This is a genomic window from Paracoccus endophyticus (assembly GCF_003286075.1).
Classification (GTDB): Bacteria; Pseudomonadota; Alphaproteobacteria; order Rhodobacterales; family Rhodobacteraceae; genus Paracoccus; species Paracoccus endophyticus.
Genome location: NZ_QLUV01000008.1, coordinates 97,240 through 114,521, shown reverse-complemented (window position 1 = coordinate 114,521; position 17,282 = coordinate 97,240). Strand labels below are relative to the sequence as shown.

General features: G+C 72.4%; 17 protein-coding genes. 13 read left to right on the top strand and 4 right to left on the bottom strand.

Features of this window, described 5'->3' with window-relative positions; translation table 11 throughout:
• Nucleotides 1-37 precede the first annotated feature (37 nt).
• The 5 genes from araD to DPQ23_RS10710 are packed head-to-tail and all read left to right on the top strand — an operon-like array spanning nt 38 to nt 5,132.
• Nucleotides 38-1,780, top strand: a complete 1,743-nt coding sequence (gene araD, locus DPQ23_RS10730; RefSeq protein WP_112874693.1) for an L-arabinonate dehydratase — start codon at nt 38-40, stop codon at nt 1,778-1,780.
• A complete protein-coding gene (locus DPQ23_RS10725) occupies nt 1,767-2,717 on the top strand; it encodes a Gfo/Idh/MocA family protein (RefSeq protein WP_112874692.1) in 951 nt (316 codons plus the stop codon). Before araD ends, DPQ23_RS10725 begins: the two co-directional genes overlap by 14 nt.
• Nucleotides 2,718-2,719: 2 nt before the next feature.
• Nucleotides 2,720-3,646, top strand: coding sequence for a 2-dehydro-3-deoxygalactonokinase (locus DPQ23_RS10720; RefSeq protein WP_112874691.1), 927 nt, complete (start codon nt 2,720-2,722; stop codon nt 3,644-3,646).
• The gene (locus DPQ23_RS10715; protein WP_112874690.1) at nt 3,643-4,281 is read left to right on the top strand and encodes a 2-dehydro-3-deoxy-6-phosphogalactonate aldolase; all 639 of its coding nucleotides are present in this window, start codon (nt 3,643-3,645) and stop codon (nt 4,279-4,281) included. Before DPQ23_RS10720 ends, DPQ23_RS10715 begins: the two co-directional genes overlap by 4 nt.
• A complete protein-coding gene (locus tag DPQ23_RS10710) occupies nt 4,281-5,132 on the top strand; it encodes an SMP-30/gluconolactonase/LRE family protein (RefSeq protein WP_112874689.1) in 852 nt (283 codons plus the stop codon). Before DPQ23_RS10715 ends, DPQ23_RS10710 begins: the two co-directional genes overlap by 1 nt.
• Nucleotides 5,133-5,148: 16 nt before the next feature.
• Here DPQ23_RS10710 and DPQ23_RS10705 read toward each other — a convergent pair whose 3' ends face one another.
• Nucleotides 5,149-6,180: an aldose epimerase family protein gene (locus DPQ23_RS10705; protein WP_112874688.1), complete on the bottom strand. Its 1,032-nt coding sequence runs from the start codon at nt 6,178-6,180 to the stop codon at nt 5,149-5,151.
• Entirely contained in the window at nt 6,177-7,115 is a 939-nt protein-coding gene (locus DPQ23_RS10700; RefSeq protein ID WP_112874687.1) for a sugar-binding transcriptional regulator, read from the bottom strand. Before DPQ23_RS10700 ends, DPQ23_RS10705 begins: the two co-directional genes overlap by 4 nt.
• 102 nt (nt 7,116-7,217) lie before the next feature.
• Here DPQ23_RS10700 and DPQ23_RS10695 point away from each other — a divergent pair, with 102 nt between their 5' ends.
• The 8 genes from DPQ23_RS10695 to xylB all read left to right on the top strand — a co-directional run bounded on the left by DPQ23_RS10695 (nt 7,218) and on the right by xylB (nt 15,732).
• On the top strand, nt 7,218-8,534 hold the full coding sequence (locus tag DPQ23_RS10695) for an ABC transporter substrate-binding protein (protein ID WP_112874686.1): 1,317 nt from the start codon (nt 7,218-7,220) through the stop codon (nt 8,532-8,534).
• A gap of 70 nt (nt 8,535-8,604) precedes the next feature.
• A complete protein-coding gene (locus tag DPQ23_RS10690) occupies nt 8,605-9,474 on the top strand; it encodes a carbohydrate ABC transporter permease (protein WP_112874685.1) in 870 nt (289 codons plus the stop codon).
• 4 nt (nt 9,475-9,478) lie between these two features.
• Nucleotides 9,479-10,309: a carbohydrate ABC transporter permease gene (locus DPQ23_RS10685; RefSeq protein ID WP_112874684.1), complete on the top strand. Its 831-nt coding sequence runs from the start codon at nt 9,479-9,481 to the stop codon at nt 10,307-10,309.
• A 15-nt stretch (nt 10,310-10,324) separates the two neighbouring features.
• Nucleotides 10,325-11,323, top strand: coding sequence for an ABC transporter ATP-binding protein (locus DPQ23_RS10680; RefSeq protein ID WP_112874683.1), 999 nt, complete (start codon nt 10,325-10,327; stop codon nt 11,321-11,323).
• Nucleotides 11,320-12,084 carry an L-iditol 2-dehydrogenase gene (locus DPQ23_RS10675; protein ID WP_112874682.1) on the top strand — a complete coding sequence of 255 codons (765 nt, stop codon included), beginning with the start codon at nt 11,320-11,322 and terminating at the stop codon, nt 12,082-12,084. Before DPQ23_RS10680 ends, DPQ23_RS10675 begins: the two co-directional genes overlap by 4 nt.
• A gap of 3 nt (nt 12,085-12,087) precedes the next feature.
• Nucleotides 12,088-13,554, top strand: a complete 1,467-nt coding sequence (locus tag DPQ23_RS10670) for a mannitol dehydrogenase family protein (protein ID WP_112874681.1) — start codon at nt 12,088-12,090, stop codon at nt 13,552-13,554.
• A complete protein-coding gene (locus tag DPQ23_RS10665) occupies nt 13,551-14,243 on the top strand; it encodes an HAD family hydrolase (protein ID WP_112874680.1) in 693 nt (230 codons plus the stop codon). The genes DPQ23_RS10670 and DPQ23_RS10665 overlap by 4 nt, the downstream gene beginning before the upstream one ends.
• Before the next feature lie 49 nt (nt 14,244-14,292).
• Nucleotides 14,293-15,732, top strand: coding sequence for a xylulokinase (xylB, locus tag DPQ23_RS10660; RefSeq protein WP_112874679.1), 1,440 nt, complete (start codon nt 14,293-14,295; stop codon nt 15,730-15,732).
• Here xylB and DPQ23_RS10655 read toward each other — a convergent pair.
• Nucleotides 15,729-16,289, bottom strand: coding sequence for a nucleotidyltransferase family protein (locus DPQ23_RS10655; protein ID WP_112874678.1), 561 nt, complete (start codon nt 16,287-16,289; stop codon nt 15,729-15,731). The two genes, xylB and DPQ23_RS10655, sit on opposite strands and share 4 nt — an antisense overlap.
• A complete protein-coding gene (locus DPQ23_RS10650; protein ID WP_112874677.1) occupies nt 16,286-17,263 on the bottom strand; it encodes an XdhC family protein in 978 nt (325 codons plus the stop codon). The genes DPQ23_RS10655 and DPQ23_RS10650 overlap by 4 nt, the downstream gene beginning before the upstream one ends.
• Nucleotides 17,264-17,282: the final 19 nt, after the last annotated feature.

Sequence of the window (17,282 nt, the reverse complement as noted above, 5' to 3'; positions counted from 1 at the left end):
GGCGGGCGGGCCTGCGGCCGAACGAAAGGACCGTGCGATGACCTTCGTCCCCAAGCCCTGGCCGCGCACGCTGCGGTCGCAGGAATGGTTCGGCGGCACGTCGCGCGACCACATCTATCACCGGTCCTGGATGAAGAATCAGGGCTTTCCGGCCGACCTGTTCGACGGCCGCCCGGTGATCGGGATCATGAACACCTGGTCGGAACTGACCCCGTGCAACGCGCATCTGAACGATCTCGCGCAGCGGGTGAAGCACGGCATCTACGAGGCCGGCGGCTTTCCGGTCGAGGTGCCGGTGTTTTCCACCGCGGAATCCAGCTTTCGCCCGACCGCGATGATGTTTCGCAACCTGGCCAGCATGGCGGTCGAGGAACAGATTCGCGGCCAGCCGATCGACGGCTGCGTGCTGATGGTGGGCTGCGACAAGACCACGCCGTCGCTGCTGATGGCGGCGGCGTCCACCGACCTGCCGTCGATCGTCGTGACCGGCGGGCCGATGCTGAACGGCTGGTTCCGGGGCGAGCGGATCGGGTCCGGCACGCATCTGTGGAAGTTCTCCGAGGCGGTGAAGGCCGGCGAGATGACCCAGGCCGATTTCCTGGACGCCGAGGCCGCGATGAGCCGCAGCGCGGGGTCGTGCAACACCATGGGCACCGCGTCCACGATGGCCAGCATGGCCGAGGCGCTGGGCATGGCGCTGTCGGGCAACGCCGCGATCCCGGCGGTGGACAGCCGCCGCCGGATGATGGCGCAGCTGACCGGGCGACGGATCGTGCAGATGGTCAAAGACGACCTGAAGCCCAGCGACATCCTGACGCGGGCGGCGTTCGAGAACGCGATCCGCGTCAACGGCGCCATCGGCGGGTCCACCAACGCCGTGATCCACCTGCTGGCGCTGGCCGGGCGCGTGGGCGTGGACCTGACGCTGGACGACTGGGACCGGCTGGGGCGCGACGTGCCGACGATCGTGAACCTGATGCCGTCGGGCAAATACCTGATGGAGGAATTCTTCTACGCCGGCGGCCTGCCCGTGGTCATCAAGCGCCTGGCCGAGGCCGGTCTGCTGCACCGCGACGCGCTGACCGTTTCCGGCGAGACCGCCTGGGATCAGGTCAAAGACGTGGTCAACTGGAACGAGGACGTGATCCTGCCCGCCGACCGTCCGCTGACCGAACACGGCGGCATCGCGGTCCTGCGCGGCAACCTTGCCCCTGACGGGGCGGTGCTGAAGCCGTCCGCCGCCTCGCCCCATCTGTTGCGCCATCGCGGCCGGGCGGTCGTGTTCGAGGACATCGACGATTATAAGGCGCGCATCAACGACGAGGACCTCGACATCGACGAGACCTGCGTGATGGTGATGAAGAACTGCGGTCCCCGCGGCTATCCCGGCATGGCCGAGGTCGGCAACATGGGCCTGCCGCCCAAGGTGCTGCGCCGCGGGATCACCGACATGGTGCGGATTTCCGACGCGCGGATGTCGGGGACGGCCTATGGCACCGTGGTGCTGCACACCGCGCCGGAATCGGCGGTCGGCGGCCCGCTGGCCGTGGTGCAGACCGGCGACATGATCGAGCTGGACGTGCCCGCCCGCCGCCTGCATCTGGACATTCCCGACGACGAACTGGCGCGCCGGCTGGCCGGCTGGCGGCCCGCCGCCCCGCCCCCGCAGGGCGGATACGCGCAGATCTTTCACCAGCACGTCCAGGGGGCCGACACCGGCGCTGACTTTGATTTCCTGCGCGGCTGCCGCGGGGCGGAGGTTGGTCGTGACAGCCACTGACGCCCGCGCGCCCACGCCCCTGGCCATCGTGGGGCTGGGCAAGATTGCCCGCGACCAGCATGTGCCGGCCATCGCGGCCTCGGCCGCCTTTACCCTGGCCGCGACCGTCGATCCGGCCGGCGGCATGGCGGGGGTCGAGACCTTTGCCGACCTGGCCGCGATGCTGGACGGGCGCCCCGACATCGCCGCCGTCGCGCTGTGCACCCCGCCGCAGGTCCGCTTTGACCTGGCCCGCGCGGCGCTGCTGGCGGGCCGCGACGTGCTGCTGGAAAAGCCCCCCGGCGCGACGGTCGCCGAACTGCACGCGCTGGACCGCATCGCCGCCGACACCGGCCGCGTGCTGTTCACGGCCTGGCATTCGCAGTACGCGCCCGGCGTGGACGCGGCCCGCGACTGGCTGGCGGGCCGCCGCGTGACCGGCATCGACGTCGTCTGGCGCGAGGATGTGCGCCAGTTCCACCCCGGCCAGGACTGGATCTTCCAGCCCGGCGGCACCGGCGTCCACGATCCGGGCATCAACGCGCTGTCGGTGCTGACGCGCATCGTGCCCTCGCCCCTGCGCGTCATCGCCGCCGAACACATGGTGCCCGCCAATCGCGCCGCCCCCATCGCCGCCCGCCTGACGCTGGCGACCGGGGACGGCGCGCCGGTCACGATGGACTTGGACTTTCGCGAACAGGGCACGCCCCGCTGGGACATGACCATCCGCACCGACCGGGGCGATCTGTCGCTGTCGCGGGGCGGCGCCGTGGTGTCGGCCGAGGGACTGGACATCGCCGCGGCGGGCGCGCTGCCGGGCGAATACCGGCGCCTCTACGACCGCTTTGCCGCGCTGATCGCCCGGCGCGAACGCGACGTGGACGCCACGCCCTTTCAGCTGGTCGCCGACGCCTTCCTGCTGGCGCGCTGGTCCGTGGTCGAGCCGTTCGCGTGGTGAGCATGACCCCCGCAGCCGACCGGATCGCCGCCGACTGGATCGCCGCCGACTGGGGCACCAGCAACCTGCGCGCCTGGGCGATCTCGGACGCGGGCGCGGTGCTGGCGCAGGCGGACAGCGACCGCGGCATGGGCCGCCTGACGCCCGCCGACTATGAACCCGCGCTGCTGGAGCTGATCGGCGGCTGGCTGGCCCCCGCCTGCACCACCCCGGTGCTGGTCTGCGGCATGGCCGGCGCGCGCCAGGGCTGGACCGAGGCCGCCTATCGCCCGGTCCCCTGCCCGCCGCTGGGCCTGCCGCTGACCGCTGCGCCCACCGCCGATCCGCGTCTGGTGGTGTCGATCGTGCCCGGACTGTCGCAGGTCCGCCCGTCCGCGGACGTGATGCGCGGCGAGGAAACCCAGATCGCGGGGGCGCTGGCGCGGCACCCCGGTTTCGACGGCGTCGTCTGCCTGCCCGGCACCCACAGCAAATGGGCCGAGGTCTCGGCGGGCGAGGTCGTCAGCTTTCGCAGCTTCATGACGGGCGAGCTGTTCGACCTGCTGGCGACGCAGTCCGTGCTGCGTCACGGGCTGGCGGGGGACGGCTGGAACGACGACGCCTTCGACGGGGCCGTGGCCGAGGCGATGGCCCGCCCCGAGGCGCTGGCCGCCCGGCTGTTCACCCTGCGGGCCGAGGGGCTGCTGGCCGGCCTGTCCCCCGACCGTGCCCGCGCCCGCCTGTCGGGCCTGCTGATCGGCGCGGAACTGGCGGCCGCGCGGCCGTGGTGGCTGGGGCGCGACGTGCTGCTGGTGGGCGCGGGACCCCTTGCCGCGCTGTATGCCCGCGCGCTGGCGCCGCTGGGCGTCACGCCGCGCACCCTGCCTGCGGAGGGCGCCGCCCTGGCGGGGCTCGCGCAGGCCCGCGCGCTGTCGAAAGGACCCCGATGACCCGCCCCCTGATCGCCATCCTGCGCGGGATCACCCCGCCCGAGGCCGTGGCCCACGCAAGCGCGCTGATCGACGCCGGCATCACCGTGATCGAGGTGCCGCTGAACTCTCCCGACCCGTGGGACAGCATCGCGGCGCTGCTGGCGGCCTGCCGCGGGCAGGCGCGGATCGGTGCGGGCACCGTGCTGGACGTCGCGCAGGTGGACCGGCTGGCGCGGCTTGGCGGTCAGCTTGTCGTGTCGCCCAACGCCGACCCCGCCGTCATCGCCGCGACCCGCGCCGCCGGGATGGACAGCTGGCCCGGCGTGATGACGCCGACCGAGGCGTTCGCCGCGATCCGAGCAGGGGCGACCGGGCTGAAGCTGTTTCCCGCCAGCCTGATCGGCCCCGCCGGACTGGTCGCGCTGCGCGCGGTGCTGCCGCCGGACCTGCCGGTCTATGCGGTGGGCGGGGCGGGCGCGGACAATTTCGCCGACTGGCGCCGGGCGGGCGCGGACGGCTTTGGCCTTGGCACGGCGCTCTATCGCCCCGGACAGCCGGTGGACCGCACCGCCGCCACCGCCGCCGCCGCCGTCGCGGCGTTCGACGCGGCCTTCGACGCGGCGGTCGGCGGACCAGCACAGGCGGGCGGCTGATGCGGGTGCTGGACGCAACCCCCTGCCAACTGGGCGAGGGCGCCTTCTGGCACCCCGAACGCGGCGTCTTCATGTGGTTCGACATCACGGGCCGGACCCTGTTCGCGGCCCAGCCGGGCGGCACGCACCGCTGGCCGATGGCCGAGATGACCTCGGCCATGGGATGGGTGGACCGCAGCCGGGTGCTGCTGTCGGGCGAAACCGGGCTGGCGCTGTTCGACCTGGACAGCGGCGCGCGCACGCCGGTGGCGGTCATCGCCGCGGACGACGACGCGCTGCGGTCCAACGACGGGCGCGCCGATCCCTGGGGCGGGTTCTGGGCGTCCACGATGGGCAAGCAGGCGCAGCCCGGCGCGGGGGCGATCTGGCGCTGGTGGCGGGGCGAGCTGCGCCGCCTGCACGACGCGATCACCATCCCGAACGCGATCTGCTTTCACGGGCGCCACGCCTATTTCGCCGACACCATGCGCCAGATCGTCTGGCGGCAGGCCCTTGACCCGGCGACCGGCTGGCCCGAGGGCGCGCCCGCCGTGTTCCTTGACCTGTCCGCCGAGGGGCTGATCCCGGACGGGGCGGTGACGGACGCCGCGGGCAATCTGTGGATCGCGCAATGGGGCGCGGGCCGCGTCACCTGCCACGCCCCCGACGGGCGGTTGATCCGCAGCCTGCCCGTGCCCGCGCGCCAATGCAGCTGCCCCGTCTTCGGCGGGGAGGGGCTGTCGGAGCTGATGGTGACATCGGCCACCCAGGGATTGGGCGCGGACGGGCTGGCCGCCGACCCGCTGGCGGGCCAGACCTTCATCGTGCGCACCGATGCGACGGGCGTTGCGCCGCCGCGGGTGGTGGTCTGAACGGCCCGACAGGCCCTCAGGGGCAGGGCGGAAGGGCGCTGAAGGCCAGCGCCATGCGGTGCCGATAGACCGTGCCCGGCCGCAGGATGCAGGCGGGAAAGTCCGGCCGGTTCGGGCTGTCGGGCCAGGCGCCCGGTTCCAGGCAGACCGCGTCGCCCATCCGGTACGCGGCCCCGGCCTTGCCCGCCACGGTCCCGTCCAGGCCGTTCCCGGTATAAAGCTGCAAGCCCGGCGCATCCGTCCACAGCGTCATGCGCCGCCCCGACCGGGAGGCCTGCAGCACCGCCGCCGGCCGCAGCCCCCCACCGTCCAGCGCAAGGCAATGGTCATAGCCGCGCACGCGCAGCAGCTGCGGGTGCCCCGACCGCAGCCCCTGCCCGATCGTGGGGCCTGCGCGAAAGTCGAAGGGCGTGCCCGCGACCGGCTGCGGTGCGTCCCCCAGCGGGATCGCCGCGTCGTCCACCGGCAGATAGCGCGCGGCCGCGATGGTCAGGCGGTGGTCGTCCACGGCCCGGATCGCCGCCGGGTCGTCGGTGCCGTCCAGATTGAAGAAGGCATGGTTGGTCAGGCTGACCGGCGTGGCGCGGTCGGCGGTCGCGATCATCGTGATCGCCAGCCGCCCCACCCCGCCGGGGTCGGCCGCGCCGTTGTCCTGAACCCCATAGGTCACGCGCGCCTCAAGCCGCCCCGGAAACCCCTGGTCGCCGTCCGGGCTGACCAGCGCCAGCGTCACCGCGACGTCGCTGCGGTCCACCACGGCCCAGTCGCGGCGGTCGAAGCCCTCGGCCCCGCCGTGCAGCGTGTGCGCGCCGTCGTTGGCCGAAAGCCGGTGCGCCGCGCCGTCCAGATCGAACCGCGCCCCCGCGATGCGGTTGGCGAACCGCCCGATCGTGACGCCGAAAAAGCCGCGCCCCATGCGCGGGTCGGGCACGCCCGCCAGCACGTCGGCCGGACGGCCCGCGGCGTCCGGCACCCGCAGGGCGACCAGCGCCGCACCGAACGGGTCGATGTCGGCCGAAAGCCCGCCCGGCAGGCCCAGCCGGATCATGCCGCGTCCCCCTGCGCCAGCAGCCAGTCGGCCGAGCCCTCGTCGATGACCAGCCCCGTCACCAGCCCGCCCCGCAGCGCGCCCAAGGCCGGCGCGCGCTTGGCCGGGCCATGGACGGCGGCGATGACGCGGGTGCGGGCACGGTCGGGCAGCGGGGCGGCGGCGACCCGCGCCTCGTCCGGCAGCAGCCGGCCCTGCGCGTCATAGGCGCGGCCCAGGATCTCGCCCACGGCACCCGCGTTGTGCAGGGCCGCGACCTCGGCCCCGGTCAGAAAGCCGTCCTGCAGCAGCGGCGCGCCCGGGTCCATCGAGCCGAGGCCGACAAAGGCGACGTCCGCCTGGCCCGCAAGCTCCATCACCCGGGCGATGCCGGGCTGGCGGTGCAGGGCGTCCTTTTCGTCCGCCGTGGCGGCGATCACCGGGACCATCAGCGGATAGATCCGCGCCGTCACCAGATCCGACAGGGAAAACAGCACGTTGTAATACGCGGCCGAGCCGTCGGGGGCGATGTTGCCGGTCAGCGACACGATCCGGTGCTGCGGGCAGTCCAGCCGCGACATCTGCCCCACGGCGGCGCGCAGGGTGCGCCCCGTGCCGATGGCGACGATCTGCGGATCGGGGCGGGACAGTTCCCCCTCGATCAGGTCGGCCAGCGCCATGGCCACGCCCGCCGGCCCCGCCTCGGCCGGCGTCACCTCGGCCAGCGCCAGGCCGAACCGCGCGCGCAGCCGGTCCGCCAGGTCGCGGCAGCGCGCCAGCGGGTGGTCGATGCGCACCTTGACCATCCCCGACGCCATCGCCTGCGCCACCAGCCGCTGCGCGGTCTGGCGCGACACGCCCAGGGCGCGGGCAATGTCGTCCTGGGTCTGCCCCGCGACATAGTACATCCACGCCGCGCGGGCCTGCTGATCCTGTTTGCGGTTGTCCCGCGTCATGCCACCATCCACCCGGCGCGAATCCGTTTGACAACCCTGCAGCAATGATGAGCATTTGCCCACAGTCATGGCAAATGACACCCTTGGGGGAGGAAAGATTTGATGACCACCATGATGCGCCGCCTGCTGGGGGCCTGCGCGCTGACCGCGCTGGCGATGCCCGCCGCGGCCGAGACGCTGACCATCGCCACCGTGAACAACGGCGACATGATCCGCATGCAGCAGATGGCCGAGGATTTCACGGCCAAGAACCCCGACATCACGCTGGAATGGGTCACGCTGGAGGAGAACATCCTGCGCCAGCGCGTCACCACCGACATCGCCACCAGGGGCGGGCAGTATGACGTGGTGACGATCGGCAACTACGAGGTGCCGATCTGGGCCAGGCAGGGCTGGCTGATGCCGCTGGACCAGCTGCCCGCCGAATACGACGTCGAGGACCTGCTGCCGGCGCTGCGCAGCGCGCTGTCGCAGGACGGCAAGCTGTATGCCGCGCCCTTCTACGGCGAATCCGCGATGGTGATGTATCGCACCGACCTGGCCGAGAAGGCCGGCGTCACCATCTCGGAGACCCCGACCTGGGCCGAGCTGCTGGATGCCGCCCGCAAGATGACCGACAAGGACAACGAGATCTACGGCATCTGCCTGCGCGGCAAGGCCGGCTGGGGCGAGAACATGGCGTTCCTGTCGGCGATGGCCAACAGCTATGGCGCGGCCTGGTTCGACAAGGACTGGAAGCCGCTGCTGACCAGCGACGAATGGAAGGCCGCGGCGACCGACTACGTCACCATCATGGCCGAGGCGGGGCCGCCCGGCGCGTCGTCGAACGGCTTCAACGAGAACCTCGCGCTGTTCCAGCAGGGCAAGTGCGGGATCTGGATCGACGCGACGGTTGCCGCGGGGTTCGTCACCAACCCCAAGGAATCGACCGTGGCCGACAAGGTGGGCTTTGCCCAGTTCCCCAACAAGGAGGGCGTGGACAACCACGGCAACTGGCTGTGGTCGTGGAACCTTGCCGTTCCCGCCTCGACCGACGCGCCCGAGGCCGCGCAGACCTTCATCGCCTGGGCGACCAGCAAGGACTATACGAACCTTGTCGCCGGCAAGGAGGGCTGGCTTGCAGCCCCGCCCGGCACCCGCGCCTCGCTGTACGAGAATGCCGAATACCAGGCGGCCGCGCCCTTTGCCAAGCTGACGCTGCAGTCGATGAACGCGGCCACCCCCGACCGGCCCTCGGTGCAGGAGACGCCCTATACCGGCGGGCAGTTCGTCGCGATCCCCGAGTTCCAGGCCATCGGAACCGCGGTGGGCCAGCAGCTGTCGGCAGCCGTCGCCGGCCAGGTGCCGGTCGATCAGGCGCTGACCATGGCCCAGCAGATCGCCGAGCGGGAAATGGCCAAGGCCGGCTATCCCAAGTGACCTGACAGGGCACGCCGGCCGGGCGGACCGTCGCCCGGCCCCATCGACGCCGCCAGCAGGGGGACGCGGCATGGCAACCCGACACCAACGCGGACTGGCCCGGCTGATGGTGGCGCCTTCGGTGCTGCTGCTGCTGGGCTGGATGATCGTGCCGCTGGCGATGACGCTGTGGTTCAGCTTCCAAAGCTACAACCTGCTGTCGCCGGGGACCGAGCAGTTCATCGGGCTGATGAACTATCGCTTCTTCCTGTCCGACCCGGCGTTCTGGGCGGCGCTGACCAATACGCTGCTGCTTGTGGGCGGGGTGCTGGTCATCACCGTCGGCGGCGGCGTGCTGCTGGCGCTGCTGATCGACCAGCCGATCTGGGGGCAGGGCATCGTCCGCATCCTTGTGATCGCGCCCTTCTTCATCATGCCGACGGTGTCGGCGCTGGTGTGGAAGAACATGTTCCTCAATCCCGTCAACGGGCTGTTCGCGTGGCTGGCCAAGCTGGTCGGCGCGCAGCCCGTCGATTTCCTGGCGCAGTATCCGCTGGCCTCGATCATCGGCATCGTCGCCTGGCAGTGGCTGCCCTTCGCCACGCTGATCCTGCTGACCGCGCTGCAGTCGCTCGACAGCGAGCAGCTTGAGGCCGCCGAGATGGACGGCGCCGGCGCCTGGGCCAAGTTCACCCACCTGACCCTGCCGCATCTGGCGCGCCCGATCACCGTCGTCGTGCTGATCGAGACGATCTTCCTGCTGTCGGTGTTCGCCGAGATTCTTGTCACCACGAACGGCGGGCCGGGGTATCAGTCCACCAACCTGACCTATCTGGTCTATTCGCTGGCGCTGCTGCAGTTCGACGTGGGCGGCGCGTCCGCCGGCGGCATCGTGGCCGTCATCCTTGCCAACATCGTCGCGATCTTCCTGATGCGGATGATCGGGCGGACGCTGGACTGATCCCATGGCCCGCACCGTCACCCCCGCGCGCAAGCTGACCTTCACGATCCTCGCCTGGGGGATCGCGGGCCTGATCTTCTTTCCGATCCTGTGGACCGTCCTGACCAGCTTCAAGACCGAGGCGGACGCCATCGCCAGCCCGCCGAAGTTCCTGTTCTTCGACTGGACGCTGGAAAACTACGCCACCGTGCAGGAGCGCTCGCCCTATGTGCGCCACTTCCTGAACTCGATCGCGATCGCGCTGGGATCGACCCTGCTGGGGCTGGCGGTGGCGGTCCCCGCGGCCTGGTCGATGGCGTTCCAGCCCGCGCGGCGCACCCGCGACGTGCTGATGTGGATGCTGTCCACCAAGATGATGCCGGCGGTGGGCGTGCTGATCCCGATCTATCTGCTGTTTCGCGACCTGGGCCTGCTGGACACGCGCAGCGGGGTCATCGTCGTGCTGATGCTGATGAACCTGCCGATCATCGTCTGGATGCTGTACACCTATTTCCGCGAGATCCCCGGCGAGATCCTGGAAGCCGCGCGCATGGACGGCGCCAGCCTGTGGAACGAGATCCGGCACGTCCTGCTGCCCATGGCGCTGCCGGGCATCGCGTCCACGATGCTGCTCAACATCATCCTGGCCTGGAACGAGGCGTTCTGGACGCTGAACCTGACGACCAGCAAGGCCGCGCCGCTGACCGCCTTCATCGCCAGCTATTCCAGCCCCGAGGGGCTGTTCTACGCCAAGCTGTCGGCGGCCAGCACCATGGCGATCGCGCCGATCCTGATCATGGGCTGGTTCAGCCAGAAACAGCTTGTCCGCGGCCTGACCTTCGGCGCGGTCAAGTAATCAACGGGGGAACACATGGGCAGCATCACCCTGCGCCGGGTCCGCAAGTCGTTCGACACGGTCGAGGTCATCCCGGGCGTGGACCTCGACATCGCGGACGGCGAGTTCGTGGTCTTCGTCGGCCCCTCGGGCTGCGGGAAATCGACCCTGCTGCGGCTGATCGCGGGGCTTGAGGACGTGACCGACGGCCAGATCCTGATCGACGGGCAGGACGTCACCCACGCCGCGCCGTCGAAACGGCGGCTGGCGATGGTGTTCCAGTCCTATGCGCTCTACCCGCACATGTCGGTGCGCAAGAACATCGCCTTTCCGTTGAAGATGGCGGGGCTGTCGGCGGCCGAACAGGACGCGCGCGTGGCGCAGGCAGCCGGCATCCTGAACCTGACGCCCTATCTGGACCGCAGGCCCGGCCAGCTGTCGGGCGGCCAGCGCCAGCGCGTCGCCATCGGCCGCGCCATCGTCCGCGAACCCGCCGCCTTCCTGTTCGACGAGCCGCTGTCGAACCTGGACGCCGCGCTGCGCGTCAACATGCGGGTGGAGATCAGCCAGCTGCACAAGAAGCTGGCGACCACGATGGTCTATGTCACCCACGACCAGGTCGAGGCGATGACCATGGCCGACAAGATCGTCGTGCTGCAGGCGGGCCGGATCGAACAGGTCGGAAGCCCGCTGGATCTGTACAACAGCCCCGCCAACCGCTTCGTCGCGGGCTTCATCGGCTCGCCCAACATGAACTTTGTCGAGGGCGAGGCCGCCGCCCGCCACGGCGCCCATGCCATCGGCGTGCGCCCCGAACACTGGCAGCTGTCCACCACCGCGGGGGCGTTGCAGGGCACGGTGGGCGTGGCCGAGCATCTGGGGTCGGACACGTTCCTGCATGTCGGCCTGGACGGCGGCACCCCCATCGTCGTGCGCGCGGCGGGCGAAGTGCCGGTCCACCACGGCGACCGCATCTGGCTGACCCCGCAGGACGGCCGCATCTATCGTTTCGACGCACAAGGATTGGCACTATGAGACTGGCCGGAAAGACTGCCCTGATCACCGGCGCCGCGCGCGGCATCGGCCGCGCCTTTGCCGAGGCCTATCTGGCCGAGGGCGCGCGCGTGGCCATCGCCGACATCGACGCGGCCCGCGTGGCGGACACGGCGGCCGAGATCGGCGCGCTGCCGGTGGTGATGGACGTCACCGACCAGGCCAGCATCGACGCGGGCGTTGCGCGCGTGGTCGCGGAACTGGGCGGCATCGACATCCTGATCAACAACGCAGCCCTGTTCGACCTGGCGCCCATCGTGGACATCACCCGCGACAGCTATGACCGGCTGTTCGCCATCAACGTCGGCGGCACGCTGTTCACCCTGCAGGCCGTGGCGCGGCACATGATCGACACCGGCCGGCGCGGACGGATCATCAACATGGCCAGCCAGGCGGGCCGGCGGGGCGAGCCGCTGGTCGCCGTCTATTGCGCGACCAAGGCCGCCGTCATCAGCCTGACGCAGTCGGCGGGCCTGAACCTGATCGCCCACGGCATCAACGTGAACGCCATCGCGCCGGGCGTGGTGGACGGCGAGCACTGGGACGGCGTGGACGCCAAGTTCGCCGAATACGAGAAAAAGCCGCGCGGCCAGAAAAAGGCCGAGGTGGGCGCGGCCGTCCCCTATGGCCGCATGGGCACCGCCGCCGACCTGACCGGCATGGCCATTTTCCTCGCCTCGTCCGAGGCCGATTACATCGTTGCCCAGACGTACAACGTCGACGGCGGCAACTGGATGAGCTGACCCATGACCCGACTGTCGAACGCGACCCTGCCCGCCCTGACCGGCGCGGCCACCCCGTCCTATGACCGCGCGGCGCTGACGCCGGGCATCGTGCATTTCGGACTGGGCAACTTTCACCGCGCGCACCAGGCGGTCTATCTGGACCGGCTGATGAACGCGGGGCTGGGGCTGGACTTTGCCATCGTCGGCGCGGGCGTGATGCCGTCGGACGCGCGGATGCGCGACGTGCTGGCCGCGCAGGACCACCTGTACACCGTGGTCGAGCAATCCGCCGCCGCGTTCCAGGCGCGCGTCCTGGGGGCCACGGTCGATTACCTGCCGCCCGGCGATCCCGCGCGCACCATCGCGGCGCTGGCGGACCCGGCGATCCGCATCGTGTCGCTGACCATCACCGAGGGCGGCTATTTCATCGACGCGGCGACGGGGCATTTCGACCCGGCGCATCCTGCCATCGCGGCGGATGCGGCGCACCCGGACGCGCCCGCCACGGTGTTCGGCCTGATCGTCGCGGGCCTGCGCGCACGCCGCGATGCGGGCAGCCCGCCCTTTACCGTGATGTGCTGCGACAACATCCCCCACAACGGCGTCGTCACGCGCGAGGCGGTGGTGGAAACCGCGCGCCTGTCGGACCCGCGGCTTGCCGACTGGATCGCCGCGAATGTCGCCTTTCCGAACGGCATGGTGGACCGCATCACCCCCGCGACCAGCGACCGCGAACGCGCGATGGTGCGCGACGACTTCGGCATCGAGGACGACGCCCCGGTCTTTTGCGAGGATTTCATCCAGTGGGTGCTGGAGGACAACTTCCCCGCCGGCCGCCCACCGCTGGAACAGGCCGGCGTCGAGTTCGTCGCCGACGTCACCGCGTGGGAGATGATGAAGATCCGCATCCTGAACGGCGGCCACGCGGTCATCGCCTATCCGGCCGGGCTGATGGACATCCACTTCGTGCATGAAGGCATGCAGGACGATCTGGTCCGCGCCTTCCTCGACAAGGTCGAGGTCGAGGAGATCATCCCGGTGGTGCCGCCCGTGCCCGGCACCGACCTGCGGGCCTATTTCGACAAGGTCAAGGAACGCTGCGCCAACCCCAAGATCGGCGACACGATCCGCCGCCTGTGCCTGGACGGATCGAACCGCCAGCCCAAGTTCATCATCCCGACCATCGCCGACCGGCTGGCGCGGGGCCTGGCCGTGGACGGTCTGGCGCTGGAATCGGCGCTGTGGTGCCGCTATTGCGCGGGCACGACCGACAGCGGCGCGGTGACCGAGGCCAACGACCCGAACTGGGACCGCCTGACCGCCGCCGCGCAGGCCGCGCGCCACGACCCCGCCGCATGGCTGGGCATGGCCGACATCTATGGCGCGACCGGGGCCGACCCGGGGCTGGCCGAACCGTTCGCGCGCTGGCTGGCGATGCTGTGGGCCGACGGCACGGCGGCGACCCTGCGCAGGTATCTGGGGCCATGACCGGCCCGGCCGCGGCGGGACCGGCGCTGATCTTCGACTGCGACGGGGTGCTGATCGACAGCGAGCCGCTGTCGGTGTCGGAACTGGGCCGGACGCTGCGGGCGGCGGGCGCGCCGGTCAGCGACGCCGACATCTATGACCGCATGATCGGCCGCTCGGTGGCCGAGATCACCGCCCTGGTGCGGGACGAACACGGCGTCGATGCGACCGCCGACCTGCCCGCCTATCGCGCCCGGCTGGCCGACCGCTTCGCCGCCGAACTGCGCCCGATCGCGGGCATCGCCGCCGCGCTGGCCGCGCTGGACGGGCTGCCGCGGGCCGTCGCCTCGTCCTCCACGCCGGCGCGGCTGGACCTGACGCTGCGCCTGACCGGACTGTGGGACGCCTTCGCCCCGCACATCCACTCCGCAACCGAGGTGGCGCGTGGCAAGCCCGCGCCCGACCTGTTCCTGCACGTGGCGGCGCGGCTGGGCGTGCGCCCCGCCGACTGCATCGTGATCGAGGACAGCATCGCCGGCGTGCGCGCCGCGCAGGCCGCGGGAATGCGCTGCATCGGGTTCACCGGGGGCAGCCATGCGGCGGCGGCGCGGCTGGCCGAACGCCTGCCCGCGCTGCACCCCGATGCCGTGATCGCCCGGGCCGCCGACCTGCCCGACGCGGTGGCGCGCTTGGCGGCGGCGCGGGCGTAGGGCGCGCAGGCGGACGGGACGGGCGGGCATCCGGGGCAAGGGACTGGCGATGTATCTGGGGATCGATCTGGGCACCTCGGGCGTCAAGGCGCTGCTGATGGATGGCGATCAGCGCGTGCTGGCATCGGCGACCGCGGCCCTGACCGTCTCGCGCCCCGCGCCCGGCTGGTCCGAGCAGGACCCCGCCGACTGGACCCTCGCGGCGGCACGCGCCGTCGCGGACCTGCGCGCGCGCCACGACCTGTCGGCGGTGCAGGGGATCGGCCTGTCGGGCCAGATGCACGGCGCGGTCACGCTGGACGCAGGCGACCGCGTGATCCGCCCCGCGATCCTGTGGAACGACGGGCGCAGCCACGCCCAGGCCGCCCGGCTGGACGCCGACCCGCGGTTCCGCGCCATTTCCGGCAACATCGTCTTTCCCGGCTTCACCGCCCCCAAGCTGGTCTGGATGGCCGAAAACGAACCCGAGGCCTTCGCCCGCGTGGCCAGGGTGCTGCTGCCCAAGGACTATCTGCGCCTGTGGCTGACCGGCGAGCCTGTCGCCGAGATGTCGGACGCCGCCGGCACCAGCTGGCTGGACACCGGCGCGCGGGCGTGGTCGCCCGACCTGCTGGCCGCGTCCGGAATGCGCCCCGACCAGATGCCCGCGCTGATCGAGGGGACCGCGCCCTCGGGCGGGCTGCGTCTGGCGCTGGCGGCCGACTGGGGGATGCGGCCCGGCACGGTCGTCGCGGGGGGCGCGGGCGACAACGCCGCGACCGCCATCGGCGCGGGCACGGTCGCGGCGGGCCAGGGGTTCGTGTCGCTGGGCACCTCGGGCGTGCTGTTCGCGGCGACGGACCGGTACCTGCCGCTGCCGGAAAGCGCCGTCCATGCGTTCTGCCACGCGCTGCCGGGGATGTGGCACCAGATGGGGGTGATCCTGTCGGCCTCGGCGGCGCTGGACTGGCTGGCGGGCCTTGTGGGCCAGCCCGCCGCCGCCCTGACGGGGGCCCTGGGCGAGCGTCTGGCCGCACCGGGCGAGGCGCTGTTCCTGCCCTATCTGTCGGGCGAGCGCACGCCCCACAACGACGCCACGCTGCAGGCGCGGTTCCTGGGCCTGACCGCGCGCACCGACCGCGCCGCCCTGACCCGCGCCGTGCTGGAAGGGGTGGCCTTTGCGCTCGCCGACAGCCTGGCCGCGCTGCGGGCCGCGGGGTCGGACCCGCAGGCGCTGCTGGCGCTGGGGGGCGGGGCGCGGTCGCGCTATTGGCTGGCGGCGATCGCGACGGCGCTGGACCTGCCGGTGCTGGTTCCCGAAAGCGGCGATTTCGGCGCGGCCTTCGGCGCGGCGCGGCTGGGGCTGATGGCGGCCACGGGGGCCGACCCGCTGGACGTCTGCACGCCCCCCCGCATCGCCGCCGAGATCGCGCCCGACCCGGCCCTGCGCCCCGCGTTCCGGCAGGCACTGGCGCGGTTTCGCGCCGAGGGGCCGCAGCCGCGCCCCTAGGGGCGCAGATCGCCCGGCCGGTCGACGTCGCGCAGCGCGTCCAGGGGCAGCGCCAGGCACAGCGGGTCGATCGACGCGAGCAGCGGCCCGGCACCCCGGTCGCCCTGCGCGTCCGCCAGCGCAGCGATCAGCCCGCCCGGCAGGCAGGCCGGCACGCCGGGCCGGTTGCCGTGCGCCGTGGCCGCGGGCCGGTCGTCGGTGCAGGCGTCCACCAGCCGCGCCAGATGGGCGGCGGTGATCGCCGGCATGTCCCCCAGCGCGATCAGCAGCCGCGCCGCGCCCAGCCGCCGGGCCGCTGCGACCCCGGCGCGCAGGCTGGCTGACTGGTCCAGGCCGTCCGGCGCGACCAGGGCAAAGCCGTCCAGCATGGGCGCCAGCGCCGGATCGCGGATCACCGCCAACCGCGCGTCCAGCGCCACGCCGCGCAGCGCGTCGGCCGCCCAGGCCAGCACCGGGCGGCCCCGATCCAGCGCCGCCAGCTTGCAGCCCCCGCCAAAGCGCCGCCCATGGCCGGCCGCCAGCAGCAGCCCCACCCTCGTCCCCGCGGGGCCCCTCATTCCCGCGGGGCCATGGCCAGGATCTCGGCCAGAACCGACACGGCCAGCACCTGCGGGTCGCGGGCCGAAGGGATCAGCCCGATCGGCCCGCGCAGCCGCGCGATCGCGTCGTCCGGCACGCCCAGCGCGGCCAGCGCCGCCACCCGCGCCCGGTGGGTCCGCAGGCTGCCCTGCGCGCCGACATAGAAGGCGGGCGAGCGCAGCGCCCGCGCCAGCAGCGGGGGTTCGCGGTCGTGGTCGTGAAAGAACAGCACCACCGCCGTCCACGGATCGGGATCAGCCCCCAGCCCCGTCGCGCCGGGCGCCAGCATCGTCACCGGCACGCCCCGCGCGGCGGCGGCCCGCGCGGTCGCAGGGTCCGGCGTCGCCAGCCGCACCGGATGCCCGGCCGCGGCGGCCAGCGCGGCAAAGACCAGCGCCTCGACCCCTGCGCCGGCCGTCAGGCACTGCACCGGCGGCACCAGCCGCAGGGCAAAGCCCGCAGCCGTGCCGGTGTCGTCCAGCGCCAGCCCGTCCTCGGACAGCCGCAGCAGCGCCGGCCGCCGCGCCGCGCGCCGCGCCAGCGCCGCCGCCACCGGGGCCGGATCGGGGACCGGCACCAGCGCCACGTCCAGGCCCCCGCCGCAGGGCAGCGCCAGATCGACGAAGGGCGAGCCCTGCCCATAGCGCAACCGGCGCATCCGCCCGCTGGCGGCGACCTCGGCCGCGTGCAGGGCAAGGTCGGCCTCGATGCAGCCCGAGCTGAGCTGCCCGACGGCCCCGCCGCCTGCTGGAAACGCCATGAAGGCCCCCGGCGCGCGATAATGCGGCCCCTCGACGCCCGTCACGACGGCGATCACGCCGCCCTGCGCCAGCGCGGCCAGCGGATCGCCCACCGGATCGCAGCCGGGCGCGGCGGGGGGCCCGGACGGCCCCTGCCCCGCAACGGCGGGCGCGCCGCTGGTGGCGGCGTCAGTCGGATCGAACGCGTTCATCGCACGGGAACCCCTTGCC

Coding starts and splice junctions, on each gene's coding strand:
- DPQ23_RS10680 (WP_112874683.1), top strand. CDS start 10,325: ATGGGCAGCATCACCCTGCGCCGGGTCCGCAAGTCGTTCGACACGGTC.
- DPQ23_RS10650 (WP_112874677.1), bottom strand. CDS start 17,263: ATGAACGCGTTCGATCCGACTGACGCCGCCACCAGCGGCGCGCCCGCC.
- araD (WP_112874693.1), top strand. CDS start 38: ATGACCTTCGTCCCCAAGCCCTGGCCGCGCACGCTGCGGTCGCAGGAA.
- DPQ23_RS10715 (WP_112874690.1), top strand. CDS start 3,643: ATGACCCGCCCCCTGATCGCCATCCTGCGCGGGATCACCCCGCCCGAG.
- DPQ23_RS10685 (WP_112874684.1), top strand. CDS start 9,479: ATGGCCCGCACCGTCACCCCCGCGCGCAAGCTGACCTTCACGATCCTC.
- DPQ23_RS10710 (WP_112874689.1), top strand. CDS start 4,281: ATGCGGGTGCTGGACGCAACCCCCTGCCAACTGGGCGAGGGCGCCTTC.
- xylB (WP_112874679.1), top strand. CDS start 14,293: ATGTATCTGGGGATCGATCTGGGCACCTCGGGCGTCAAGGCGCTGCTG.
- DPQ23_RS10700 (WP_112874687.1), bottom strand. CDS start 7,115: ATGACGCGGGACAACCGCAAACAGGATCAGCAGGCCCGCGCGGCGTGG.
- DPQ23_RS10695 (WP_112874686.1), top strand. CDS start 7,218: ATGACCACCATGATGCGCCGCCTGCTGGGGGCCTGCGCGCTGACCGCG.
- DPQ23_RS10690 (WP_112874685.1), top strand. CDS start 8,605: ATGGCAACCCGACACCAACGCGGACTGGCCCGGCTGATGGTGGCGCCT.
- DPQ23_RS10665 (WP_112874680.1), top strand. CDS start 13,551: ATGACCGGCCCGGCCGCGGCGGGACCGGCGCTGATCTTCGACTGCGAC.
- DPQ23_RS10655 (WP_112874678.1), bottom strand. CDS start 16,289: ATGAGGGGCCCCGCGGGGACGAGGGTGGGGCTGCTGCTGGCGGCCGGC.
- DPQ23_RS10705 (WP_112874688.1), bottom strand. CDS start 6,180: ATGATCCGGCTGGGCCTGCCGGGCGGGCTTTCGGCCGACATCGACCCG.
- DPQ23_RS10675 (WP_112874682.1), top strand. CDS start 11,320: ATGAGACTGGCCGGAAAGACTGCCCTGATCACCGGCGCCGCGCGCGGC.
- DPQ23_RS10720 (WP_112874691.1), top strand. CDS start 2,720: ATGACCCCCGCAGCCGACCGGATCGCCGCCGACTGGATCGCCGCCGAC.
- DPQ23_RS10670 (WP_112874681.1), top strand. CDS start 12,088: ATGACCCGACTGTCGAACGCGACCCTGCCCGCCCTGACCGGCGCGGCC.